Here is a 25,911-nt window from a genome sequence, read left to right as displayed (position 1 = left end):
GCTCAAAATGGGCTTTTCTTTTTTGTTTTATGGTTTACTATTTATTAAATAAATTTAGACAAAATCATTAAAAATTTTTTAAAAGTTAAGAAGGAAAAATGGGAATTAATGTAGAATTATATACACGTAAAACCAATATATCCATATCTTCACTGGAATAAATTTATGAGGTGTTATTATGAGAATTACTTTGGAATTTGTGGGAGAAAAAAATTTAGTATTGCCAATTCATTATAATTATATAGTTCAAGGCTTTTTGTATGACCTCATGGGGGACAGTGAGTTTGCAGCTTTTTTACATGATGAAGGATTTCAATATGAAAAAAGAAAATTTAAATTATTTACTTTTTCAAGAATTGAAGGGGAGTTCAAGATTTTAACAGATTCCAAAGGGCAGAAAAAAATAAGCATAAAACCTCCTTTTAAATTTACTGTTGCCTCTCCTTTAGATGAATTTATATTTGATATTTCAAAAAATGCGTTAAAAAAGGAGTATTGCCATTTTAATGGTCAAAAATTTATTTTGAATTCACTCAATATAGACAATCCTCCTGTTTTTAAAAATAAAGCAAGGATAAAATTTATTTCTCCAGTTGTGATGTATACTACTTTAAAGGATGGTGACATAAAGTATACTTATTATTATTCCCCTTGGGATGAAAAATTTTCTCCTCTTTTACTTAATAATCTGCTTAAAAAGTATGAATTAGTATACAAAATAAAAGCGAAAGATCCATATTTTAAGCTTTATCCCTTATCAGAAAAGGAAGATAGGAGATATTCAAAGATGATTAAATACAAAAATGTTTATGTGAAGGGATGGATGGGTATATACGACGTAGAAAGCAGTCCTGAATTATTAGAACTTGCTTACTATACAGGTTTGGGTGCAAAAAACTCCCAAGGATTTGGGTGTTTTGAGATAATTGGGTGAAAGAAAGGAGGGAGAGAGGATGATAACAGCAATAAAAGAGTTAGGGGAGATGGTGTTAAAATCTCAAAACAAAACTTTGCTGGACGTACTTATAGAAAATCCAAATCAGGATGGTAGATACTCTAAAATAATTGCTATAAATTTCATTGTAAAAGAAGATGAGATTGAATATGAAGGAATTAGACTTGAAGAGTATGACGATTCAAAAATAAGTAGATACATTTTTACAGATACAGGTGGTAATGCTCCTGGATATACCCCTGCTGCAAAAATAACAGAAGTGCCAAAAACATTTAATGGCAAAATAAAAAATTGGTTTAATAAGGTGCTAAAAGACAAGTCAATAAAAATCGATGAAAAAGATAGAGCTTTTCTTGAAAGAATAAAAGACATATTAGAAGAAAAAAGTGATGAAATTATCAAAGAAGCAGAGAAAATTCGAGGAGATTTTCCCAAAAAAGAAGGATTATCTCTTATACTCAAATTTAATGTAGATGGAGAGTACAAATATATTGGTGATTTTAATGTATTTAGAGATTTAATGTTACAATTAGACAGTCAAAAGTATCAGGAAATTTATGCAGAAGATAAAGTATGTTCAATTTGCGGACAAAAGAAAGATATTGTTTTTGGTACAGTTGATACATATAAATTTTATACAATTGACAAACCAGGATATATTGCAGGCGGCTTTAATGAAAAAGAATCATGGAAGAACTATCCTGTATGTGCAGAATGTAGACTTGCTTTAGAAGAAGGAAAGAGATACCTTGAAAATGAGCTTACTTTCAGATTTTATGGTTTGGAGTATCAGTTAATACCTAATTTCATTATAGGAAAAGAATTTGTAAGAAAAGAAGTACGAGAAATATTTGAGAGTTCGGAAAGACTTTTGTCTCTTAAGAGAGAAGTAAAAAAGAGATTTATTGGAGATGAAGATGAGATATTAGATTACCTGGCTGATGCAGAAGATTCTATGACTGTCAATTTGTTGTTTTTAAGAAAATCAAATTCAGCAGAAAGGATATTGCTTTTAATAGAAGATGTGTTTCCTTCTCATTTGAGAGAAATTTTTAATGCGAAAGAACAAGTAGATGAAATTTTTGGAAATAGTTTTACTTTTAAAAATATAAGAAGCTTTATGTCTAAATCTGACTCAAATAAAAGGGATAATGATTTGGACGGTTATTTTCTCGATATAACTGATAGGATTTTTAGAGGAAGGCCAGTGGATTTGGGATTTTTATACAACCTTATAATGAAAAAAATAAGAGAAGAGTTTGTGAAGGATGGTTATTATAAAGCTGCAACTGCAGATGGGTTAATGACGATAGCTTTTCTTGAAAAAATGAAATTGATAAAAATGGAGGTTATCCCAATGGAGGAAAGAATATTTGATAGCTTTTTTGCCAAATATGGTCCTACTTTTGAAATGCCTTTAAAAAGAGGACTTGTTCTTTTAGGGGCTTTAACAGAACTTTTATTGAGAAAACAGTACTCAGATAGAGAAGCTAAGCCTTTCATGAAAAATTTAAAAGGATTAAAAATGGATGAAAAAGACATAAAAGGTCTTCTTCCTAAAGTGCAAAATAAACTTGAAGAATACGATTCTTTTGACAAAGGTAAAAGACTCTTAGCGAAAGAAGCTTCTGATTATCTTCTCTTAGCGGGAGATAATTGGAATATGTCTGTTGACGAAATAAATTTTTACTTTGCTTGTGGTATTAATTTAGCTGATGAATTGACAAGTATTATTTATTAGGGATGTGCAAAATTAATTAAAATAATCATAATCAAAAACCAAAATATGTATTACATACAATATATAGTAATCAACACTGACAATCAAACATAAAGGAAGTGGTAAGGGAAAAGAAAAGACAAAAAGAGGAGCTAAAAAAGGGCATAAATATCCTGTAGAAGTCAAATGTTAAAAAATGGCATGAAATAGATTCAATAAAAATTAGGCCGATTGCATCAAAGCAACAAGAGATCTAAACTCATCAAATTTACCCAGTTTAATAGCTACAATAGCGACAGTAAGCAAAGTAATATGGCCAAAAGTATTAAGGTTGCTGACAGAATTAATATTTCTAACATAAGCTTTTTCAAAATCTAGAGCTTTAAAGCGGGAATTATATCTTTCTGATTCAATCCTCAATTTATAGACAGCCTTAAAATATAGGGAGTCTCTATTAATAGAGGACCTATAATCAGAAGATATAATAGCATACTTAGTACAGCCTCTATGCTTTTTGCCATTAAAATATTTAGGATGCTGAATAGGGCAGGCAGAGTCATCTTTAGAATTACAGAACTTGCAAACAAATTTTTGCTTAATAAAACCATCAAAATATTGCTTGCCATCTTTGAGCATTTTAATACCTGCTTCACAAACCATATAACCATCATCAGTCAGTGGGGGATTTTTAGAATTACGCTTGTTAAGAGGAATAAAACAATGACCATGGAGAGTATCTCTAACAAAATTATAAACTCTCTTAACATCATACCCCTTATCGGCAATAAAATTAACATACTTAAGGTTAAACCACTTATTAGTCTTCTCAAGCAAAGATAAAGCGGCTTCAAAATCAGGGGCATCAGCGGGGGTAGTAGTTTCAGCGATGGGTAAACCAGAGATAGCATCAACAATAATGTGATTTTTATAGCCCCAATAAAACTTATAGCGTTTATTAGAAGAATCGTTAGAAGCAGAATAAACGCCTAATTTACAATCCTTATCTGACTTAGGCTGATTATCTTTAGAGAATTTATTTTTAGAAAAAGACTTAGGGTTATTTAACTTAGTGTTAGCTTTAATAGGGGTAGAATCCATGGAAATAAACTCACCGGAGATAATACCCATATTTTTGAGGATATTGACCTGATTTTGAAAAATAGAGGTCAAATAATCATGAGAGAAGTCATTAATAAAACGGCGAAAAGTCCAATAAGAAGGAAGAGGTTTAGAAATGTCGAAGCCACAAAGATGAGCAATGATAAGATTATTGCGGAGATAATCTAAAAGGTCAGAAATTGTGCCGAATCTTTCAGCTTTCATGACAATAAAAGCTCTAAAAAGTGCATGGTGAGAATAACCCTTACGGCCAGGACTAGAGGAAGGGAATTCAGGTATTGAAGACAGGTCAAGATTTTCAAACATAGAAGAATAGAAATCAATTTTAGACTGAGAGGTAAAGAGTTCAGGTATATTTAAAAGCAATTGAAGCTGGTACATGTAGAATTTCCTCCTTCTTAAAAAATTTTTTATAGTGTATATATAATAATTCGACAAATGGGAGGGGAAATCCTACATAAAAGATAAAAAATTCAAGAGTGATAGGAAAAAAGTATGTCTGTAGAATGGCTTAAATTAAGGCTTCTGAATTTTGCACAAGTCTATTATTTATAAAAAAGAAGGGGAGGAAAAATAAATGGAAAATGTTATTAAAAATCGTGCAGAGATTTTATTTCTCTATGATGTGAGCTTTGCAAATCCTAATGGCGACCCGGTGGATGAAAACAAGCCGCGTATAGATGAAGAAACGGGAATAAACATAGTGACAGATGTAAGACTTAAAAGGACGATAAGGGATTATCTTGCTTATTACAAAGGCAAAGAAGTGTTTATAATTGAAACAAGAAAAGAGGATGGAAAACTAAGGACAAAAGAAGATAGGATAGGGGATTTTGGTAAAGATGAAGATATAATTGCCAGGTGCATTGATGTAAGGCTATTTGGAGCAACAACTGCAGTAAAAGACAAAGTAATGACCCTCACTGGCCCAGTACAATTCAAATATGGCAAATCTCTTCATAAGGTAGATTTAATGTATATAAAAGGTACAACAGTTATGCCATCTGGAGAGGGTAGAGGGCAAGGAACATTTACAGAAAAATACATATTACCCTACTCATTAATTGCTTTTTATGGGATTGTTAATGAAAATGCTGCAATAAATCAGAATATACCTTTGACAGTTGAAGATGTTGATTTGATGTTAGAAGGAATGTGGAATGGTACCAAAAATTTAATGTCAGGTTCAAAAATGGGACATATGCCAAGATTATTAATAGAAGTGGTATACCAAGAGAACAACTATCAAATAGGTGAGCTTGAAAAACGCATAAAATTTGTGCATGAGATGGAAGACGAAGAAATAAGAGATATACAAGATGGCAAACTCGATATAACAGAACTTGTGGCAGTGCTAAAACAAAACCAAGAGAAAATAAAATTGATAAAATACATTTACGATTATAGAGTTACATTTACATGTAATGGAGAAGAATGTACATTAGAGAAAGCTTTGGAAGGATTAAACATTCAAAAACTCCAATATTAAGGGGATATAGAGATGAAGACTTTAGTTTTTGATGTGTTCGGGGACTATGGACATTTCAGAAAATACTATACTACTTCTTCCCCGCTTACTTTTTCCTTTCCACCACCCCCAACTGTCAAAGGCATGTTGGGGGCGATAGCGGGGATTGACAAAAAAGAATATCTCAAAGTTTTTTCAGAGGAAAACTGCAAAGTTGCTATCAGGATATTGAACCCTATTAAAAAAATCAGATTGGGACTGAATTTAATAAATACAAAAGGGAATTACTGGATACCTTATAAAGCTAAAAATCATGAGGCGAGAACGCAAGTGAAGACAGAATTTGTAAAAGATGCAGCGTATCGGATTTACTTTATGCATAAAGATAATGATTTATTTGAAGACATAGTGGAAAAAATAAAAAATCGCCGAAATGTGTATACTTTGTCTTTAGGGTTAAGTGAAATGATTGCTGATTATAAGTTTATAGGGGTATATGAAGCAGAAGAAATAGAAAATGCAGAAGTAGATATTTTATCAGTACTACCATTTCAATCTATTGTAGAGGACAAAATTTATTTTGAAAATGGCAAAAAATATTTTAAAGAAAAGATACCTGCAGGTATGAATGAAGATAGGGTTGTTTTAAGTTACGAAGATGTTTTATATGAAGTAAATGGACAAAGCATAAAGTGTCATGTAAAGAAATGTTGGGAGGTTAAGGGTGAACATGTCATCTTTTTCTGAATTATACTCCCATCCTGACAAATTTTTAGAAGACCATCTCATCAATACTTCTAAAATAATTAGAAGCTACTTTAACGAAAAAAAGGTGGCGATAATAGATAAAGAGACTTTCTTAAAAACAGCTACTATAATTTCTTTATGCCACGACTTTGGAAAAGCGACAAATTATTTTCAAAAGTATTTGTTTACTGAAAACGAGAAAGAGAGAAATAAATTAAAAACAATGGAAGAAACGCACCATTCTTTATTATCTGCAGTTGTAGCCTTTTATTTGGTTAAAAATGAAATAAATGCTCAGGATAGAAAGGGGATATTGTTTCCTTTTATAGCTTTTTTAATTGTTAAAAATCACCATGGAGATTTAAAAAATGTTTTTAATGAAGTTATATTAGATGATAAAGAGTTAGAAGTACTTAAAAAACAGCTTAACAGTATAGATGATGAAAAATTACAAGTATTAAATGGAAAGCTTAGAAATGCTGGCTTAAATGAAAATTTGACTAAATCAGCGATAAATGATTATATTGATAGTATTAATTCTGAATTAAGAAAAATCAAAAGAGAATTAAGAAGACTTAAAGAGGAGCAAGATGTTTCTATATATTTATTATTAAACTTTTTGTTTTCTTTACTTGTTGATGCCGATAAAACTGAAGTTGTTGTTGGAATTGACAATATAAAACGGCCGGAAATAAAGTTTGAAGAGCAGCTTGTAAAAGAGTATAAAGCATCTTTTCCAGATAAAGAAAGTAAAATTAATTTATTGAGAGAGGAAGCCTATAAAGAAGTATTAGAGAAGGATATAGATATTAAACAAAAAATAATGTCTATCAATCTTCCTACAGGCCTTGGCAAAACGTTGACTACAATTGCTTTTGCGATGAAATTATGGGCCAAATTGTATAAAGAAACCGGTGTAAAATATAGAATTATTTATTCTTTGCCATTTTTAAGTATTATAGAACAAAATTCTAATGTGCTTGAAGATTTGTTAAGATATAATGGAATTCAACCAGATACAGAAATAATATTGAAACATCATCATTTGTCAGATATAAGATATACTAAAAATAATACTGAATTTGAAGATGAACAAGCCAAAATATTGATAGAAGGATGGAATTCAGAAATAATAATAACTACTTTTGTTCAATTTTTTCATACATTAGTGTCTGAAAAAAATAAAACTTTGAGGAAGTTCCACAGATTAGCGAATTCTATAATTATACTTGATGAAGTCCAATCAATACCATTTAAATATTGGCTTTTGACAAAAGAACTTTTAAAAGCGGTTGCAAATGAATTAAATTCATATATAATTTTTGTAACTGCTACTCAGCCGTTAATATTTAGAGAAGAGGAAATTTATCCATTAGTAGCCAAGACTAAATATTTTACTCAAATGGATAGGGTAGAAATTATTCCCAAATTGAGTCGAGATATTACCTTAGAAGAGCTAAGCGAAATGTTTGATTTAAATGATGGTAAAAGCTATCTTTTCATACTAAATACTATAAAATCTGCTCAACAATTTTATAATATATTAAGGGCTAAGATACCTAATGATGAAATAATTTACATGTCAACACATGTAGTACCTATGGAAAGGTTGGAAAGAATAGAAAAAATAAAAGAAGGTAAGATAAGGTTTGCTGTAACGACTCAATTAGTAGAAGCAGGGGTAGATATTGATTTTGATGTTGTTGTAAGAGATATAGCACCTCTTGATTCTATTAATCAATCAGCAGGAAGGTGCAACAGGAACTGGAGAGGAAAAGGAGAAGTCTATGTTGTATCATTGATAGATGAAAAAGGTCAAAAATATTCAAAATATGTTTATGATAAAATATTACTTGGCATAACGCGTGAAATACTAAGTAAATATGATACTATAAAAGAGCAAGAACTTTTGAAGATTATAGAGAAATATTATCAAGAAGTATCAGAGAGAATGTCCTCAAATGAAGGAAGAGAGCTATTAGATGCTATATACACATTGAGGTATGATAGCGAAGATGGAAATATGTGTATTTCCAAATTTGAATTAATTGAAGATGACTATTATAAAGTAGATGCATTTATTGAATTGAATGATGAAGCTAAAGAATTGTGGCATAAGTATGTTGAGCTTAAAGACATAAAAAATCTATTTGAAAGGAGAAATATTTTTAATCGATTTAAAGCTGACTTTTATAAATATGTAATATCAATACCTGCAACAGTGGAAAATATGCCTCCTGATATTTGGGGTTTTAAGTATGTAAATTATGATAGTTTAAATGATTATTATGACAAAGAAACAGGTTTTATAACAAAAGGAGTCACAAGTATATGGTAACAAATTTGTCGTCGATCCCCAATAAGGCAAAAACACCTGGGGATAGACGACATTTTTATTTTTCTGATTTTCATAAAGTAATTGATTTTATTGGACAATATGGTATAATAAAGTCAAGATACTTGACAGAAATTAAAAAATTGTAAGGTGTATAATGTGCTATTTATGCATGTTAGAATGAGTTTTTAGCCTACCTATAAGGAATTGAAACTAAAAGACATAAATATGTATAATGCCCCGTTATTGTGAGTTTTTAGCCTACCTATAAGGAATTGAAACTCTCTTTCAATTTCAAATACATGAAAAGCTCTGTTGTTTTTAGCCTACCTATAAGGAATTGAAACATCTCAATTCCAATAGGCTGATTAGTTTCATTAAGAACGTTTTTAGCCTACCTATAAGGAATTGAAACATAAGTTCATTTGCTATTGCTGCCGCAAGATGTGTTTGTTTTTAGCCTACCTATAAGGAATTGAAACTCTTTAAGCCTTTCTAAAGCTCTTTTATGTATGCGGTTTTTAGCCTACCTATAAGGAATTGAAACCTTTTCTCAACTCCCTTTGTGACTTTTTCTCGTGCGTTTTTAGCCTACCTATAAGGAATTGAAACAGATGAATTTCGCTAAAAGATTAGCAACACTTAGAGTTTTTAGCCTACCTATAAGGAATTGAAACGCCACATTAAACGGTATATCTTTTAATAATTCCGCCCAGTTTTTAGCCTACCTATAAGGAATTGAAACGCAAGAAACAGAAGCAATTTGTGAAGCTGGCGAGGAGTTTTTAGCCTACCTATAAGGAATTGAAACGAATACAACCCTAAACCCGAGAGAGAGGAGGTACAATCGTTTTTAGCCTACCTATAAGGAATTGAAACTCAAAATTTATGTCTTCCCATGTTAAGGCTAATAATTGTTTTTAGCCTACCTATAAGGAATTGAAACCTTGGTTCGATGTAATTCCCTTCTTTATAATCCACTGTTTTTAGCCTACCTATAAGGAATTGAAACCCATATCAGGAGCTCTTTTCCCAATCTCATATAACGAGTTTTTAGCCTACCTATAAGGAATTGAAACCAGCACAGCACTACACCTCACCATTACCGTACATTGCGTTTTTAGCCTACCTATAAGGAATTGAAACCTTTTGCTTGTTCTTCTACTTTTGCAAAACTTAGTGCGTTTTTAGCCTACCTATAAGGAATTGAAACTGTGATAAAACAGGAAATAGAGTACGATGGAACGCTAGTTTTTAGCCTACCTATAAGGAATTGAAACCAGTTTGAAACAGCTTGAACGCAAGCTTATGAATATCGTTTTTAGCCTACCTATAAGGAATTGAAACTTGCCCAGCTTCGTGGCCAGGACACAATGGAAGTCACCGTTTTTAGCCTACCTATAAGGAATTGAAACTCTTGTTGAGGTACTGGATGGCCTGGCTAAAGGCTTCGCCAAGTTTTTAGCCTACCTATAAGGAATTGAAACACAGCAGCGGAGGCATGGGGTGAAGTAATGTCTGCTGGTTTTTAGCCTACCTATAAGGAATTGAAACTAAAAACTTGCCCTCCTAAAAATATCCTTTATCTTGTTTTTAGCCTACCTATAAGGAATTGAAACGTTGGCGGTCTTAGCAATAACAGCGGCAACGAGACAACGTTTTTAGCCTACCTATAAGGAATTGAAACCCAACTTCGTAGATTAGAATTAAGCCTTCCTTATGTGTTTTTAGCCTACCTATAAGGAATTGAAACGCATCTGCATCAGCGATTTTCAATTGCTCTTCTAAAGTTTTTAGCCTACCTATAAGGAATTGAAACTGGAAATACTTTTGAGACTTACACAAGAAGAGGTGGGTTTTTAGCCTACCTATAAGGAATTGAAACTACTGTAGAAGAACAACAGGAAGAAGCAAAAGAAGAGTTTTTAGCCTACCTATAAGGAATTGAAACATCTTAGCCTCTGCCAGATGTCCGTGGATAGTTTTGATGTTTTTAGCCTACCTATAAGGAATTGAAACCTGCGTGCCAGGATGGTTTCAGCAGTTTTAATTTGTGTTTTTAGCCTACCTATAAGGAATTGAAACTATTGGCCGTGAATGCATCTGCCTGCCCCTGGAGCGTTTTTAGCCTACCTATAAGGAATTGAAACTCTTTTTCCAATCGATTGTGTTGTAGATAATTGCAAGTTTTTAGCCTACCTATAAGGAATTGAAACACAGCAAACTTGCTTACAAGGAACATAATGAGAAAGGTTTTTAGCCTACCTATAAGGAATTGAAACTCAGCTGTGCAAATCTAAAGCTTTTGTTGTGTATCCAGTTTTTAGCCTACCTATAAGGAATTGAAACCCAGTTTCTATATAGTGATAGCCGACTCCGGTTTTGGTTTTTAGCCTACCTATAAGGAATTGAAACTGTGATATAATTATATTGGTGTGTTTTTCTGTGCCTTTGTTTTTAGCCTACCTATAAGGAATTGAAACAGAGTATAAGAAACAGGGATATGGTGTGATAAAAGTAAGTTTTTAGCCTACCTATAAGGAATTGAAACCCTCCAGCCATTTCTAATGCTTTCTTTGCAATGTAAGGTTTTTAGCCTACCTATAAGGAATTGAAACTGTTCTTGTATTTTTCTAATCTCTGCCGCCTCTCTTCGTTTTTAGCCTACCTATAAGGAATTGAAACTTCCTCTATCTTTTCGTACCCTTCTTTTTCTGCTTGTTTTTAGCCTACCTATAAGGAATTGAAACAGATCTCGTAGCTGCTCTATTTCACGTTTTATTTTGTTGTTTTTAGCCTACCTATAAGGAATTGAAACCTATTTTTTTTATCATAAGCATAGCCCCCTTAAAACGTTTTTAGCCTACCTATAAGGAATTGAAACTCCAGTTGCTCTAGTTCCTGAGCAAGAGCTTCAAGGGTTTTTAGCCTACCTATAAGGAATTGAAACGAGAGTTTTTTCTCTGCTGCTTTTTTAAGTTCGGACGGTTTTTAGCCTACCTATAAGGAATTGAAACCCCCATCCGACAGTTACCTCGGTCAAGCTACGTCTCGTTTTTAGCCTACCTATAAGGAATTGAAACATTCTAACTTTTCTTGTTTTTCACTCATCCGTTTGTGTTTTTAGCCTACCTATAAGGAATTGAAACAAAGAAGGATGGACAACTCTACATAACCTAATCGACGGTTTTTAGCCTACCTATAAGGAATTGAAACCAGTACACCGCAAGGTCTCTGGCATCCATAGCTAATTCCGTTTTTAGCCTACCTATAAGGAATTGAAACTTCTTTACCTCCTAACAATTTATAAAGTCTATGCAACGTTTTTAGCCTACCTATAAGGAATTGAAACTTAGCAGCGCTTATCTTTTGCTGCTGAAAATATTTTGTTTTTAGCCTACCTATAAGGAATTGAAACAACAATACTTTTGTTTTTGTCATTTCTGTTTGTGCCTGTTTTTAGCCTACCTATAAGGAATTGAAACCAAACAACGGCACAGCAGCGGAAAGCGTAACGATTGGTTTTTAGCCTACCTATAAGGAATTGAAACTCTCTTGAATATTATCAACATACTTCTTGGCTTCATGTTTTTAGCCTACCTATAAGGAATTGAAACTCACTTTGGATACTTCGCTTGGTATCATCAATGCGAGTTTTTAGCCTACCTATAAGGAATTGAAACGAAAATGGGTAGTATCAGAGGTACTCCCTATTATTCGAGTTTTTAGCCTACCTATAAGGAATTGAAACGGTAATTCTCTGTAAATCTCTGATTCTAATTCCTCTGGTTTTTAGCCTACCTATAAGGAATTGAAACCCGCCTCTATCGCTCTGTTCCATACAGCCTCTCTGGTTTTTAGCCTACCTATAAGGAATTGAAACTTTGAATCCCACCTTGCATAAATAATCTGTGACTGCGTTTTTAGCCTACCTATAAGGAATTGAAACGGATTGGAGTACAATTTTTTTCACCTCGGCCAAATATGTTTTTAGCCTACCTATAAGGAATTGAAACAGTTCTATGTCTTTTAGCCAATCTTCTAATTTTTGCATGTTTTTAGCCTACCTATAAGGAATTGAAACTGGATGTAGTTTTGTAATTTTACTGCGTTTGCACTAGGTTTTTAGCCTACCTATAAGGAATTGAAACTATTCTTCTTCGTCTTCTTCTTCGTCTAAGCCTTCAGTTTTTAGCCTACCTATAAGGAATTGAAACTCTTCTTTTGTCGTGCTATAATATTTTTGTAAGGCTTGTTTTTAGCCTACCTATAAGGAATTGAAACTTGCCTGATGCTGACTATCAGATAGCGCTACAGCCAGTTTTTAGCCTACCTATAAGGAATTGAAACTAAGGTCCAACAGGGAACAATGTATATTCTCGAATAGTTTTTAGCCTACCTATAAGGAATTGAAACTTTTCATAATTAAATACTTGAGGCAAATTTGCCATTGTTTTTAGCCTACCTATAAGGAATTGAAACACTAAAGCTACAAACGAAATTGCCAAGGCAAGTATTGTTTTTAGCCTACCTATCCTGAAAATAGTGTCTCTCAAAAAGGCAACAAAAAACTAAACCCATACCGATGTAAAAATATGGGATAAATAAATGGTTAATAAAGTTAAATTAAAAGTTAAGACACTGCAGATTCGACCGTGACCTTAAGGCCTAAAGACTCTAGCTTTTTTAAAGATTGACGAATAATCATATTACGCTTTTTCTCTTCATAATAAGTAGGACCTAATTCAATATATGGTTGCTTTTGCTTGAGAATATGATAAACTATAATTAAAATGCTATGTGCCACTGCAACTGCTGCACGGTTTGCTCCTCTTCGAGCAGCGATGCGGTGGTACTGACTTGAAAGATAAGTATCTTTTGCCCTTGAGGCAGCTCTGGCAGCTTCAATAAGAGAGCTTCGCAATTTTTGGTTACCTTTTCGAGTTCTTGCAGACTTTTGTTTACCAGCACTTTCATTATGACCTGGACACAACCCTGCCCAAGAACACAAATGGGCAGCAGAGGGGAACTGTTCCATATTCGTGCCGATTTCGGCTATTATTTGTTCTGCAGTTCTTCTTCCGACTCCAGGGATTGTATCCAGCAGTGCCAGGTCTTTTTCAAAAGGGAGCATTCGATTTTTAATTTCTTCGTCTAATTTTGCTATTTCTTCATCAAGGTAATCAATATGTCTAAGCTGTATTTCCAGAAGCATCCTTTGGTGATGATTGATCAAGCCTTTTAAAGCGCGTTTTAGTTCATCCATTTTATTTTTTAGCTTGCCTTGAGAAAGCTCAGCCAGGGTTTCGGGATTTTCTTCACCATTTATAATAGCCTCAAGTATAGAACGACTGGATGCCCCGTTGATATCAGAGACTACCGAAGACAGTTTGATATTAGCTCCTTCTAAAACCTTTTGTATGCGATTAAGTTCTCTTGATTTTTCTTCAATGAGGCTTTTTCTATAGCGGACAAGTTCGCGAAGCTCTCTTTGTTCACGATCTGGCACAAAGCTGCCTTGCAAAAGGCCATGTTGCAAGAGACTTGCTATCCACTCAGCATCTTTTACATCGGTTTTTCTACCAGGGACATTTTTAATATGCTTAGCATTGACGAGTAGGATTTTAATGCTCTCAAGCTCAAGTAGATTGTAAATAGGTTTCCAATAAGAGCCGGTACTTTCCATAGCAACAACAGAACAACCTTTAGCTTTAATAAATTCTTTTAATGCAATAAGGTCATCGGTCATAGTTGAAAAAGTGCGGATTTCTTTACCTTCTGGTGTTATTATACAAGCTACGACATTCTTTTTATGGACATCTAATCCGCAAACGTGAGAGTAAACTAAATCCATGAAAGAGCCAACTCCTTTTTTAAAATTTGAACGATAGCGACTGTAAAATTGAAGAGCTGGTGCAACAACCATAAGGGGTTATTCTATCCTGCGTGCTTCCCGTAAAGGGAGCAACAATCTGTGGTGCACCTGGTCGTTGGAGTCTGTCTATGAGTCGGGCTCAAAGCACCAAGGTAAGAACGACCTTTCTTCACCAGCCGCTGTACTGATTATATCATCAAAAAAGGACATTTTCATCCTCTGCTGGTGCCGCATTTGCGGCATGGGAGTCTATAAGGAATTGAAACCCAAATCAATATCGAATTCCTTGCAGGCATTAATTGTTTTTAGCCTACCTATAAGGAATTGAAACTCTGGAGGCCACTTCTGTCCTACAGCAAAAAAATTCAGTTTTTAGCCTACCTATAAGGAATTGAAACTCTCGTCGCATATTTCTGCCCAGCTCTTGCCGTATATAGTTTTTAGCCTACCTATAAGGAATTGAAACTATTAATTGCTGGCAAACCCATTATTGCTCAACCTCCGTTTTTAGCCTACCTATAAGGAATTGAAACTGAAGGGATACTGTGGATGTTGAAGAATAGCTAATCTGTTTTTAGCCTACCTATAAGGAATTGAAACTGTAGATGAAAGATTAAGTGAGGATGAAGCATTAGAGTTTTTAGCCTACCTATAAGGAATTGAAACACTGCAAGGTATCAGTTTGTTACTCAAAATGATATACGTTTTTAGCCTACCTATAAGGAATTGAAACTACCTATAATACTTCTCTTTATTACCTATCTTTTCGTTTTTAGCCTACCTATAAGGAATTGAAACTCCATTAGTTCAAAATTTAACCACACTTGATTAAAAGGTTTTTAGCCTACATATGATGAATTGTACAAATAATTTACTAAAATTTTTTAATTAAATTTTTATTGCGAATAATTGTAGTACAAAGTAATTTAAACTTCGGGTAATTTTAAATAGGAAATTAATAAGATATGAAGGTGATTTAAGTGTATGATACTTATTCATCGCTGGAGGAGTTTATTGAGGATTTGAGTAAGGTGGGGGAAATAGGGTTTGAGTATGGAGGAAAAGATTATTCACTTTTGTATTATGACAAAATCTATATTTGTGAATATAATAAGCCAGAAACAGAAAAAAAGTATGATACAATCGAGGAATTTTTAAATGAATTCAAAATTGACGATATACCGATTAAAGAATTGGCTGCAAAAATTAATGTATTTGCACATTAAACTTTTTAAATAGTCTTAAAAGGTATATTATGATTTTTTATATTTATAAAAAAAGCCAATTTATGCAAATATTTATAAAATTAAAATTTAATCTATAGGTGATACTATGGAATTTGAGGTTACAGGGGCATTGATGCAAAGCTATACCATTTGTAAAAGGCAAGTTTGGCTTATGGCACATCAGATAGTGCCTGACCAAGAACATCCTTATATTGAAATAGGTAGGCTTATTGATGAAAATTCTTATCAAAGGGATAGAAAAAAGATTCATTTTGAAAATGTGGTATTAGACCTTGTGAGAATGGAAAAAGATAATATTTTAATTGGCGAGGTAAAGAAAAGTTCAAAAGCGGAAGATAGTGCTAAAATGCAACTTTTATTTTATCTCTACAAGTTAAAGCAAAGCGGAATAACTGCAAAAGGGCAACTTTTTTTTCCAGAAGAAAGGAAGAGGGAAGTAGTAGAACTTACACCAGAATTTGAAAGAGAAGTTATAAAGGCAATTGAAGAAATTAAAGATATAGTATATAAAGAAAAGCCACCTGCTTTTATAAAAATTCCATATTGTAAAAATTGTGGGTATAAGGAGTTTTGTATGTCATGAAAAAAACGATTTATATTTTTTCAGATGGGGAATTAAAAAGAAAAGATAATACTCTATTTTTTGAAGGAGAAAATGGAAGAAAATTTATACCAGTAGAAAATACTTCTGAAATAATGGTTTTTGGAGAAGTAAGCCTTAACAAAAGACTTCTTGAGTTTTTAACACAATCAGAGATTATACTTCATTTTTTCAATCATTATGGATATTATGTAGGGTCTTATTATCCAAGAGAACATTTAAACTCAGGCTATATGATATTAAGACAAGCTGAGCACTATAATGATGGAAGTAAAAGGCTTTATCTTGCTCAAAAATTTGTCGAAGGAGCTTATAAGAATATAAGGCAAGTTTTGAAATATTATTCAAATAGAGGCAAAGATTTGGAAGATGTCATTTATTCCATAGAAAAATTAGGGGAGAGCGTTGATTCAACTTCCACAATAAATGAATTAATGGCAATAGAAGGTAATATTAGGGAATATTATTATAAGGCTTTTGATGAGATAATTCAAAACCCAGATTTTAAGTTTGACTTTAGAAGCAAAAGACCACCTCAAAATTTTTTGAATACATTGATAAGCTTTGGAAATTCTTTGATGTATACGACAACTTTAAGTGAAATATACAAAACCCACTTAGACCCGAGAATAGGTTTTTTGCATGCGACCAATTTTAGACGTTTTTCTTTAAATCTTGATGTTTCAGAGATTTTTAAGCCTATCATTGTAGATAGGACTATATTTACCTTGCTTAGCAAAAAAATGGTTACTAAAGAAGACTTTGAAGAAGATGCAGAAGGATTATTACTTAAAGAAAAAGGGAAAAAAGTATTTGTGCAGGAATTTGAAGATAAGCTTGCTACAACTATTAAACACAGGAATCTTTCTAACAATGTTTCTTATAGAAGACTTATAAGGTTAGAGCTGTATAAATTGGAAAAACACTTGATTGAAGAAGAACAGTACAAGCCTTTTATTGCACAATGGTAAATTTAGGTGATAAGATATGTTTTTAATTTTAGTATACGATGTGAATGAAAAAAGGGTCAATAAAGTTTTAAAGACTTGCAGAAAATACCTTCATTGGGTCCAAAATTCTGTTTTAGAAGGCGAAATATCAGAAGCCAATCTTAAAAAACTAAAAATAGAGCTTTCAAGAATAATAGACAAAGATGAGGATTCAGTTATTTTTTATATTTTACGGACTACCAAATATTCTGAAAGAGAAATCCTTGGGCTTAGAAAAGGCGGAGAAGACATAATTATATAAAATTTACATTTCAGAGCAAACAAAGACAAAAATTTAACAAAGCAGGAATTGACTATTTTATGTCGAATTTAATAATTATGAACATTATTTTAAAATACACTGTACTAAAGGAGTGATATAATGGAGCTTACAAAGCCAGTAAAAATAGGTAATTTAAATTTAAAAAATCGGGTAGTAATGGCGCCTGTTAAAACTGGTTATGCTACATCAGAGGGACAGGTTACAGAGGACCTAATTCAATATTATGTCAATAGAGCAAAAGGGGGAGTAGGTTTAATTGTTTTAGAATCAGCATATGTAGACCTTTCAGGGAAAGAAATTCCGCGTCAATTAGGTATTTATGATGATTCAATGGTAGAGGGGCTTCGCCACCTTATTACCCCCATACAGGAGGCTGGTAGCAAAGTCGCAGTCTACATCAACCATGCGGGGCGGATAGCAAATCCAATGGTAACTAAATTACCCCTTATCGCACCTTCTCCAATAGCTTGTCCAACTATTGGAGTTGAACCACAAGGAATACCTCATGAGGACATAAAGAAATGGCAAAATACTTACGTAAAAGCTGCTGTCAGAGCTTATGAAGCTGGTGCAGATGCATTGGAAATTCAATTTGGACATGGTTATCTCATTCACCAGTTTTTGTCACCTCATACTAACAAAAGAGAGGATGAACATGGTGGCAGTTTTGAGAATAGAATTCGCTTTGGGATGGAAATATTAGATGAAATAAAGAAAGAGATAGGTGCTGATTTTCCAATTATTGTACGCATTAGTGCTGATGAATTTGTGCCAGGAGGTTGGACATTAGAGGATGCGATCCGTTTGGCTAAAGCATTAGAAGATAAAGGTGTTGCTGCTATTGATGTTTCTTTAGGAAGTAGCTGTGAGTCTGGTGCTATTACATTGCAAACTTTGGGAACGCAAAAAGGATTGGCATGGGAATTTGCTTCAAAAATAAAAGAACAGGTCAATATTCCTGTTATCGCTGTCGGGCGAATCAATACGCCAGAATTGGCAGAAGAAATATTGGTATCAGGCAAAGCTGATTTAGTTGCTCTTGGACGTCCTTTGGTGGCTGATCCGCTATTTGTAGAAAAGGCTATCTCAGGACGCAGCAAGGAAATACGCCGTTGTGCTGCTTGTCACCAAGGCTGTTTAGATGAATTAAGAGCAGGACGCCGTTTTGGTTGTAATTTCAACCCATCAGTTGGCAAGGAGGAGGAAATCGAAATACAAAAAGCACCTCAACCTGGAAAGAAAGTATTTATCATTGGTGCTGGACTTGCAGGCTTGGAAGCAGCTTATACTGCTGCTGCAAGAGGACATAAAGTATACATTTATGAGGAAAAAGGAGAGATCGGAGGTCAAGTTTTGCCCGGTTCTGTTCCTCCTCACAAAGAAGAATTGAAAGGCATCGTGGAATACTATAAAGAGGTACTTCCAAAGGTTGGTGTCACTTTAAATCTTAATCATAAAGTTACAGCAGAAGAAATAGCAAAATGGGAGGCTGACGAAGTCGTCTTTGCGACAGGAGGACAGCCAATTGTACCACCTATTCCCGGACTTAAAGAATACGGCTTTTTGACAGCTGTGGAAGTATTAAGAGGAGAAAAACAAGCAGGCGATAAAGTTGCTATAATTGGTGGCGGCTTGATAGGCATGGAAACTGCTGATTATCTCTCAGAACAAGGCAAAAAGGTAATGGTTATTGAGCTTTTGGAGGAAGTAGCAAGAGACATGGGAGTTTTTGAGAAGATTCTCATTATGAAGCGCTTAAAAGAACGAGGTGTTGAAATTTATGTAAAAACTCGTTTAAAGGAAGTAGGAAAGGCCCTTTTGGTGGAGACACCTGAAGGGGAAAAAGAGCTGCCACTTCCCGATACTATAGTTTTAGCCGTAGGTTTAAAACCAGATCCTTCGCTTTACGAAGAGGTTAGTAAGATTTTACCACAAGAAAAGCTTCATGTTATAGGAGATGCTAAAGAAGTGAGAAAGATTGTCCACGCTATTTCTGAGGGACGTAATTTAGGTCTTTCCCTATAAGAGGGGTTATTCCCCTCTTATATTTTTAAATTATCAACTTATCCACAAATGCATGTGAATATGTTGATAATTTAATGTTGAAAGTCTTTCTGCTAGAATTATGAGGAATTTTTGAGCTATGAAAAATTTGCACACAGATCGAATGTGAATAATTACTTTTCCTTTAAAAAGAAAATTTCTTCACTTGCCTTAGAAAAATTGTTATAATTAATTGTGATAGCAAAAGAAAGGGGGATACCCGCAATGCGGGTATATTGGCTATGAAGTTTTGTTCCTTGAGGTCAGGAAGCAGTGGAAATGCTATTTACATAAATCATAAAGATGTACATATACTTGTTGATGCGGGTTTAAGCGGTAGAACAATTGAAAAAGCATTACTTAACATAGGGATAAACCCTAAAAGTCTATCTGCCATTCTTATAACTCATGAGCATAAAGATCATATTATCGGAGCCGGGGTACTTTCAAGGAGATACAATATACCTATATATGCCAATAAAGCTACATGGGAGGTAATGGAGAAAGACATAAAAGAAATTTCCGAAAAAAACAAACTCTATTTTACCACAGGAGAAGAATTTGAAATTGGGGATGTAAAAATAATGCCCTTTAAAAAGTCTCATGATGCCGTGGAACCGGTAGGTTTTTCCTTTAAATGTGGAGATAAAAAAATTTCCATTGCTACTGATTTAGGATACATGACGAGAGGTGTTGCAAATCATCTTATAGGTTCCGATATAGTACTTTTAGAAGCAAACCATGATATAGAAATGCTTATCAATGGTTCATATCCATGGCCTCTTAAAAAAAGGATTTTATCTAATTTAGGGCATCTTTCTAATGATGCTGCAGCAGACACTCTCATGAAGCTGTTTAAAATGAAAGCGATAGGAATAGCTTTTTTAGGCCATTTAAGCCAAAATAACAACAGACCAGAACTTGCCTTTGCGACTGTTACAAATGTACTTAAAAAATCAGGAGTAAAATTTGAGGTGCGTATGGCTTTAAGAAATATTGAAAGTGATTTAGTAGAAATATAAACAGGGCCTATTTTGCGAGGCCCTGTTTTTGTATGTGCGCCCGGCATGGGCGATAACTAGGCGGTGAAAGTCCGCTGTGGGCTTGGTAGTGGGAACCACTAGCCAAGAGCAAGGGTGTCCATCGTGAGGTGGAATCTGAAGGAAGCTTAAGGCAAAATCTCGGTCTGATGAACAAGAACCAGATAAGAGGCTGAATTGGGATGGATGAGTTTGCGTAACAAAACGAAGTCCAACACTACCCGAATCCCATACAGTAAATCTGGCAGATATATGAGATGAAAGTTATCGTTCTTACCCGGGGAGGTCTCAAGGATAAGTCATGGAAGTAAAATCTGAAGTGACAACCCATGCAGTGATGTATGGCTGAACCTTGAGAAGTCAGCAGAGGTCATAGTACTTATCTAGACATGAATAGATAAGGAAGGACCGAACGTTAGGAGGTTTTGGAAATCTTATTGACTCGAAAGATATGCAGAGACTGCAGACAACTCAACAAAGAGGCTATCCGTTGAATAGAGAAATGGAATTTCAAAAGACAACGGAAGTGCATAGTATATCATCGGCGTCGGAAGATGGAAGAAACGAAGTACAAAGATATACCAGCAAGATGCTTGAAATGATAGTAGAACGAGGAAACATGAGAGCAGCATACAAGCGCGTTGTTGCAAATAAAGGAAGCCATGGAGTCGATGGGATGGAAGTAGATGAACTTCTACCGTATCTCAAAGAAAACTGGCCAACCATAAAACAACAACTGCTGGAGGGGAAATACAAACCACAACCAGTGCGAAGAGTAGAAATTCCCAAACCAGATGGAGGAGTAAGACTACTAGGAATACCTACAGTACTAGACAGACTAATACAACAAGCAATAGCCCAAATACTGAATAAAGTCTACAACCATACATTTTCTGATAGCAGTTATGGATTCAGACCAGGACGCAGTGCAAAAGACGCAATAAAAGCCGCAGAAGCATACATAAATGAAGGATACACATGGGTTGTAGATATGGACTTAGAAAAGTTCTTTGACAGAGTAAACCACGACATAATAATGTCCAAACTAGAAAAGCGGATAGGAGACAAAAGAGTACTAAAGTTAATACGAAGATACCTAGAATCGGGAGTAATGATAAACGGAATCAAAGTATCAACAGAAGAAGGGACACCCCAAGGAGGGCCATTAAGTCCCCTATTAGCAAACATAATGTTGGATGAACTAGACAAAGAACTTGAAAAGAGAGGGCACAAATTCTGCCGATACGCAGATGACTGCAACATATATGTAAGAAGCAGGTCTGCAGGAAACAGAGTAATGAAGAGCATAAAGAAATTCATAGAAAGCAAATTAAAACTAAAAGTCAACGAAGCAAAAAGTGCTGTAGATAGACCATGGAGAAGAAAATTTCTTGGATTTTCATTCTATACAAAAGAAAACGAAGTAAGAATAAGAATCCATGAAAAATCCATCAAAAGGTTTAAGGAAAAAGTAAGAGAAATAACCAATCGGAACAAGGGAATAAGCATGGAAAACAGAATAAAAAGACTAAATCAAATAACAACAGGATGGGTCAACTATTTTGGATTAGCAGACGCGAAAAGCATAATGAAAACCCTTGACGAATGGATAAGGCGAAGACTAAGGGCATGTATATGGAAACAATGGAAGAAGATAAAAACGAAGCATGATAACTTAGTAAAACTAGGAGTAGAAGAACAAAAAGCCTGGGAATACGCCAATACAAGGAAAGGCTACTGGAGAATATCCAATAGCCCAATCCTAAATAAGACTCTTACAAATAAATACTTTGAAAGCATAGGTTATAAGAGTTTATCCCAAAGATATCTAATTGTACACAATTCCTAATGAACCGCCGTATACCGAACGGTACGTACGGTGGTGTGAGAGGACGCTGAATAAAATAATTATTCAGCTCCTACTCGATGTGCGCCCGGCATGGGCGATAACTAGGCGGTGAAAGTCCGCTGTGGGCTTGGTAGTGGGAACCACTAGCCAAGAGCAAGGGTGTCCATCGTGAGGTGGAATCTGAAGGAAGCTTAAGGCAAAATCTCGGTCTGATGAACAAGAACCAGATAAGAGGCTGAATTGGGATGGATGAGTTTGCGTAACAAAACGAAGTCCAACACTACCCGAATCCCATACAGTAAATCTGGCAGATATATGAGATGAAAGTTATCGTTCTTACCCGGGGAGGTCTCAAGGATAAGTCATGGAAGTAAAATCTGAAGTGACAACCCATGCAGTGATGTATGGCTGAACCTTGAGAAGTCAGCAGAGGTCATAGTACTTATCTAGACATGAATAGATAAGGAAGGACCGAACGTTAGGAGGTTTTGGAAATCTTATGGACTCGAAAGATATGCAGAGACTGCAGACAACTCAACAAAGAGGCTATCCGTTGAATAGAGAAATGGAATTTCAAAAGACAACGGAAGTGCATAGTATATCATCGGCGTCGGAAGATGGAAGAAACGAGGTACAAAGATATACCGGCAAGATGCTTGAAATGATAGTAGAACGAGGGAACATGGAAGCAGCATACAAGCGCGTTGTTGCAAATAAAGGAAGCCATGGAGTCGATGGGATGGAAGTAGATGAACTTCTACCGTATCTCAAAGAAAACTGGGCAACCATAAAACAACAACTGCTGGAGGGGAAATACAAACCACAACCAGTGCGAAGAGTAGAAATTCCCAAACCAGATGGAGGAGTAAGACTCCTAGGAATACCTACAGTACTAGACAGACTAATACAACAAGCAATAGCCCAAATACTAAATAGAGTCTACAACCATACATTTTCTGATAGCAGTTATGGATTCAGACCAGGACGCAGTGCAAAAGACGCAATAAAAGCCGCAGAAGCATACATAAATGAAGGATACACATGGGTTGTAGATATGGACTTAGAAAAGTTCTTTGACAGAGTAAACCACGACATAATAATGTCCAAACTAGAAAAGCGGATAGGAGATAAAAGGGTACTAAAGTTAATACGAAGATACTTAGAATCAGGAGTAATGATAAACGGAATCAAAGTATCAACAGAAGAAGGGACACCCCAAGGAGGGCCATTAAGTCCGCTATTAGCAAACATAATGTTGGATGAACTAGACAAAGAACTTGAAAGGAGAGGGCACAAATTCTGCCGATATGCAGATGACTGCAACATATATGTAAAAAGCAGGTCTGCAGGAGACAGAGTAATGAAGAGCATAAAGAAATTCATAGAAAGCAAATTAAAACTAAAAGTCAACGAAGCAAAAAGTGCTGTAGATAGACCATGGAGAAGAAAATTTCTTGGATTTTCATTCTACACAAAAGAAAACGAAGTAAGAATAAGAATCCATGAAAAATCCATCAAAAGGTTTAAGGAAAAAGTAAGAGAAATAACCAATCGGAACAAGGGAATAAGCATGGAAAACAGAATAAAAAGACTAAATCAAATAACAACAGGATGGGTCAACTATTTTGGATTAGCAGACGCGAAAAGCATAATGAAAACCCTTGACGAATGGATAAGGCGAAGACTAAGGGCATGTATATGGAAACAATGGAAGAAGATAAAAACGAAGCATGATAACTTAGTAAAACTAGGAGTAGAAGAACAAAAAGCCTGGGAATACGCCAATACAAGGAAAGGCTACTGGAGAATATCCAATAGCCCAATCCTAAATAAGACTCTTACAAATAAATACTTTGAAAGCATAGGTTATAAGAGTTTATCCCAAAGATATCTAATTGTACACAATTCCTAATGAACCGCCGTATACCGAACGGTACGTACGGTGGTGTGAGAGGACGCTGAATAAAATAATTATTCAGCTCCTACTCGATCTTTATTTTAGCTGTTGCTTTTCTTGAGCTAGTTTGCTGTGATGTCTGCCGTATGAGAAGTAAATAATCAATCCTATTATAAGCCATACTATAAGTCTTACCCATGTCTCCCATGGGAGAGATGCCATCAAAGCACCTACAAATATAATTGCCAAAAGAGGTGTCCATGGTACACCAGGTGCTCTGAATTTTCTTGGCAAGTCTGGCTGTGTATATCTTAGTACTATAACCGAAATGGATACAAGTACAAATGCCAGCATAGTTCCTATATTAACAAGTTCTGCTATAATTCCTATTGGTAAAAAGCCTGCCACTAAAGAAGTTGCTATTGCTATAAGATATATAGCCAAAGTAGGTGTTCTAAATTTTGGATGAAGCTTTGAAAAAGCAGGTGGAAGCAATCCATCACGGGACATTGCAAAAATTATTCTTGTAGAACCATATGTCATAACCAACAAAACTGTCGTAATACCTGTTAAAGCACCAATGGATACAAGGCCCCTTGCCCAGTTCAAACCTATTATGTTAAGAGCTTTAGCAACAGGTGCTGGGTCATTTAACCGGGCATACGAAACTACACCAGTGAGTATTGCAGCAACAGCTATATAAAGAATAGTGCTAATGCCGAGAGAACCCAATATTCCTATTGGTAAATCTCTTGCAGGATTTTTTGTTTCTTCAGCTGCGGTTGAGACTGCGTCAAAACCTATATAGGCGAAGAAGACAATTGCTGCACCTGTAAAAACCCCTTTCCATCCATAAGGCATGAATGGATGCCAGTTTACTGGTTTTACGTGCCATACTGCAACTACTATGAAGAAAAGTACGACAAATACTTTAAATGCAACTGCTATATTATTGACAGTAGCACTTTCTCTTGTACCTATATATACAAGTGCAGCCACTAATAATAAAATGCCTATTGCCGGCAAATTTATAAGTCCTCCTGGACCTTGCCAAGCAGAATGAGCTGCCCAATCAGGAATATTTATTCCTATACTTGCAAGAAGGTTAGTAAAATAACCGGACCAGCCCAAAGCTATTGCTGGAAGTGCAAAGACGTATTCAAGTATTAAGTCCCATCCTATGATCCACGCAAAGATTTCTCCTAATGCAACATAGCTGTAGCTATAAGTTGAACCTGCAATTGGGAACATTGATGCGAATTCTGCGTATGAGATTGCAGCAAAAGCACAAGCCAAACCAGCCAACACGAAAGAAAGTATAATAGCAGGTCCCGCATGTTCTGCTGCAGCAACCCCAGTTATAACGAAAATACCAGTACCTATGATTGCGCCAATACCTAATGCAACAAGGTCAATTGCTGTTAATGATTTTTTTAGTTTGTATTGTTCGCTTTCTGTATCAGCTAATATCATTTCCAAAGTTTTCTTCCTAAAAAGTCCATTTGAATTTGTCATTAAGCTACCTCCTCGTATAATTAATTTTAAAGACAATAAATTTGTCTCACTTCTTAAAAATTTAATAAAGCGCATTCATAACTGGAAATCTTTAATATTCTCATCTTGTCTAAAATCTTATCTATTGCCATGAATCCGTAATATTGCGCAATATGCAGGATTCATGGCGCGGCCGTCTCATCTTTTTTCGGCCTTATTATTTACTTTTGAGATAACTTGTAGCATTAT

16 protein-coding genes and 2 CRISPR repeat arrays are annotated in these 25,911 nt (G+C 34.8%); of the genes, 13 read left to right on the top strand and 3 right to left on the bottom strand.

Annotated features, from left to right (window positions below):
* The first annotated feature begins 178 nt into the window (after positions 1-178).
* Together cas6 and EB239_RS01395 are read left to right on the top strand one after the other, a co-directional pair.
* Positions 179-934 carry a CRISPR-associated endoribonuclease Cas6 gene (gene cas6, locus EB239_RS01400; protein WP_003871429.1) on the top strand — a complete coding sequence of 252 codons (756 nt, stop codon included), beginning with the start codon at positions 179-181 and terminating at the stop codon, positions 932-934.
* 19 nt (positions 935-953) lie between these two features.
* Complete coding sequence (locus EB239_RS01395) at positions 954-2,696, top strand: TIGR02556 family CRISPR-associated protein (protein WP_003871428.1); 1,743 nt, start codon at positions 954-956, stop codon at positions 2,694-2,696.
* A 201-nt stretch (positions 2,697-2,897) separates the two neighbouring features.
* On the opposite strand, the gene EB239_RS01390 is transcribed toward EB239_RS01395, so the two are convergent.
* Positions 2,898-4,175 carry a transposase gene (locus tag EB239_RS01390; RefSeq protein WP_003869920.1) on the bottom strand — a complete coding sequence of 426 codons (1,278 nt, stop codon included), beginning with the start codon at positions 4,173-4,175 and terminating at the stop codon, positions 2,898-2,900.
* Between the two features lie 196 nt (positions 4,176-4,371).
* Between EB239_RS01390 and cas7b the strand changes: the two genes are divergently transcribed.
* The 3 genes from cas7b to EB239_RS01375 are packed head-to-tail and all read left to right on the top strand — an operon-like array spanning position 4,372 to position 8,347.
* Positions 4,372-5,283, top strand: coding sequence for a type I-B CRISPR-associated protein Cas7/Csh2 (gene cas7b / locus EB239_RS01385; RefSeq protein WP_003871405.1), 912 nt, complete (start codon positions 4,372-4,374; stop codon positions 5,281-5,283).
* Positions 5,284-5,295: 12 nt separating this feature from the next.
* Positions 5,296-6,009 (top strand): type I-B CRISPR-associated protein Cas5b, encoded by a 714-nt coding sequence (cas5b, locus tag EB239_RS01380; protein WP_003871404.1) that lies wholly within the window; start codon positions 5,296-5,298, stop codon positions 6,007-6,009.
* Positions 5,993-8,347, top strand: coding sequence for a CRISPR-associated helicase/endonuclease Cas3 (locus tag EB239_RS01375; RefSeq protein WP_003871403.1), 2,355 nt, complete (start codon positions 5,993-5,995; stop codon positions 8,345-8,347). The genes cas5b and EB239_RS01375 overlap by 17 nt, the downstream gene beginning before the upstream one ends.
* A 181-nt stretch (positions 8,348-8,528) precedes the next feature.
* Positions 8,529-12,826: direct repeats of the CRISPR family, unit length 30 nt; unit sequence GTTTTTAGCCTACCTATAAGGAATTGAAAC.
* Positions 12,827-12,977: 151 nt separating this feature from the next.
* Here the strand turns inward: EB239_RS01375 and EB239_RS01370 are convergent.
* A complete protein-coding gene (locus EB239_RS01370) occupies positions 12,978-14,198 on the bottom strand; it encodes an IS110 family RNA-guided transposase (protein ID WP_003869923.1) in 1,221 nt (406 codons plus the stop codon).
* Between the two features lie 322 nt (positions 14,199-14,520).
* Positions 14,521-15,084: a CRISPR direct-repeat array (repeat unit 30 nt; unit sequence GTTTTTAGCCTACCTATAAGGAATTGAAAC).
* Positions 15,085-15,199: 115 nt separating this feature from the next.
* On the opposite strand from EB239_RS01370, the gene EB239_RS01360 reads away from it, so the two are divergent.
* The 8 genes from EB239_RS01360 (at position 15,200) to ltrA (EB239_RS01315) (ending at position 24,183) form a co-directional block, all read left to right on the top strand.
* Positions 15,200-15,445, top strand: coding sequence for a hypothetical protein (locus EB239_RS01360; RefSeq protein WP_003871089.1), 246 nt, complete (start codon positions 15,200-15,202; stop codon positions 15,443-15,445).
* 106 nt (positions 15,446-15,551) lie between these two features.
* Positions 15,552-16,049 (top strand): CRISPR-associated protein Cas4, encoded by a 498-nt coding sequence (cas4, locus tag EB239_RS01355; RefSeq protein ID WP_003867574.1) that lies wholly within the window; start codon positions 15,552-15,554, stop codon positions 16,047-16,049.
* The gene (gene cas1b, locus EB239_RS01350; RefSeq protein ID WP_003871088.1) at positions 16,046-17,038 is read left to right on the top strand and encodes a type I-B CRISPR-associated endonuclease Cas1b; all 993 of its coding nucleotides are present in this window, start codon (positions 16,046-16,048) and stop codon (positions 17,036-17,038) included. The genes cas4 and cas1b overlap by 4 nt, the downstream gene beginning before the upstream one ends.
* A 16-nt stretch (positions 17,039-17,054) precedes the next feature.
* Positions 17,055-17,318 carry a CRISPR-associated endonuclease Cas2 gene (gene cas2 / locus EB239_RS01345; RefSeq protein ID WP_003871087.1) on the top strand — a complete coding sequence of 88 codons (264 nt, stop codon included), beginning with the start codon at positions 17,055-17,057 and terminating at the stop codon, positions 17,316-17,318.
* A gap of 120 nt (positions 17,319-17,438) precedes the next feature.
* Entirely contained in the window at positions 17,439-19,364 is a 1,926-nt protein-coding gene (locus tag EB239_RS01340; RefSeq protein WP_003871086.1) for an NAD(P)/FAD-dependent oxidoreductase, read from the top strand.
* Between the two features lie 260 nt (positions 19,365-19,624).
* A complete protein-coding gene (locus EB239_RS01335) occupies positions 19,625-20,404 on the top strand; it encodes an MBL fold metallo-hydrolase (RefSeq protein WP_003871085.1) in 780 nt (259 codons plus the stop codon).
* Between the two features lie 454 nt (positions 20,405-20,858).
* Complete coding sequence (gene ltrA, locus EB239_RS01325; protein ID WP_129545075.1) at positions 20,859-22,271, top strand: group II intron reverse transcriptase/maturase; 1,413 nt, start codon at positions 20,859-20,861, stop codon at positions 22,269-22,271.
* 499 nt (positions 22,272-22,770) lie between these two features.
* Positions 22,771-24,183, top strand: coding sequence for a group II intron reverse transcriptase/maturase (ltrA, locus tag EB239_RS01315; RefSeq protein ID WP_129545074.1), 1,413 nt, complete (start codon positions 22,771-22,773; stop codon positions 24,181-24,183).
* 81 nt (positions 24,184-24,264) lie between these two features.
* On the opposite strand, the gene EB239_RS01310 is transcribed toward ltrA (EB239_RS01315), so the two are convergent.
* Positions 24,265-25,683, bottom strand: a complete 1,419-nt coding sequence (locus tag EB239_RS01310) for an amino acid permease (protein WP_003871550.1) — start codon at positions 25,681-25,683, stop codon at positions 24,265-24,267.
* Positions 25,684-25,911 lie beyond the last annotated feature (228 nt).

The sequence above is a fragment of the Thermoanaerobacter ethanolicus JW 200 genome (assembly GCF_003722315.1).
GTDB lineage: Bacteria > Bacillota > Thermoanaerobacteria > Thermoanaerobacterales > Thermoanaerobacteraceae > Thermoanaerobacter > Thermoanaerobacter ethanolicus.
The sequence above is the reverse complement of the archived record's forward strand: the minus strand, read 5'-3'. Positions and strand labels throughout refer to the sequence as shown.

What these genes read in the sequence shown, in the direction of transcription:
- cas6 (WP_003871429.1), top strand. Translation starts at nt 179, where the DNA reads ATGAGAATTACTTTGGAATTTGTGGGAGAAAAAAATTTAGTATTGCCA.
- EB239_RS01395 (WP_003871428.1), top strand. Translation starts at nt 954, where the DNA reads ATGATAACAGCAATAAAAGAGTTAGGGGAGATGGTGTTAAAATCTCAA.
- EB239_RS01390 (WP_003869920.1), bottom strand. Translation starts at nt 4,175, where the DNA reads ATGTACCAGCTTCAATTGCTTTTAAATATACCTGAACTCTTTACCTCT.
- cas7b (WP_003871405.1), top strand. Translation starts at nt 4,372, where the DNA reads ATGGAAAATGTTATTAAAAATCGTGCAGAGATTTTATTTCTCTATGAT.
- cas5b (WP_003871404.1), top strand. Translation starts at nt 5,296, where the DNA reads ATGAAGACTTTAGTTTTTGATGTGTTCGGGGACTATGGACATTTCAGA.
- EB239_RS01375 (WP_003871403.1), top strand. Translation starts at nt 5,993, where the DNA reads ATGTCATCTTTTTCTGAATTATACTCCCATCCTGACAAATTTTTAGAA.
- EB239_RS01370 (WP_003869923.1), bottom strand. Translation starts at nt 14,198, where the DNA reads ATGGATTTAGTTTACTCTCACGTTTGCGGATTAGATGTCCATAAAAAG.
- cas4 (WP_003867574.1), top strand. Translation starts at nt 15,552, where the DNA reads ATGGAATTTGAGGTTACAGGGGCATTGATGCAAAGCTATACCATTTGT.
- cas1b (WP_003871088.1), top strand. Translation starts at nt 16,046, where the DNA reads ATGAAAAAAACGATTTATATTTTTTCAGATGGGGAATTAAAAAGAAAA.
- cas2 (WP_003871087.1), top strand. Translation starts at nt 17,055, where the DNA reads ATGTTTTTAATTTTAGTATACGATGTGAATGAAAAAAGGGTCAATAAA.
- EB239_RS01340 (WP_003871086.1), top strand. Translation starts at nt 17,439, where the DNA reads ATGGAGCTTACAAAGCCAGTAAAAATAGGTAATTTAAATTTAAAAAAT.
- EB239_RS01335 (WP_003871085.1), top strand. Translation starts at nt 19,625, where the DNA reads ATGAAGTTTTGTTCCTTGAGGTCAGGAAGCAGTGGAAATGCTATTTAC.
- ltrA (WP_129545074.1), top strand. Translation starts at nt 22,771, where the DNA reads ATGGACTCGAAAGATATGCAGAGACTGCAGACAACTCAACAAAGAGGC.
- EB239_RS01310 (WP_003871550.1), bottom strand. Translation starts at nt 25,683, where the DNA reads ATGACAAATTCAAATGGACTTTTTAGGAAGAAAACTTTGGAAATGATA.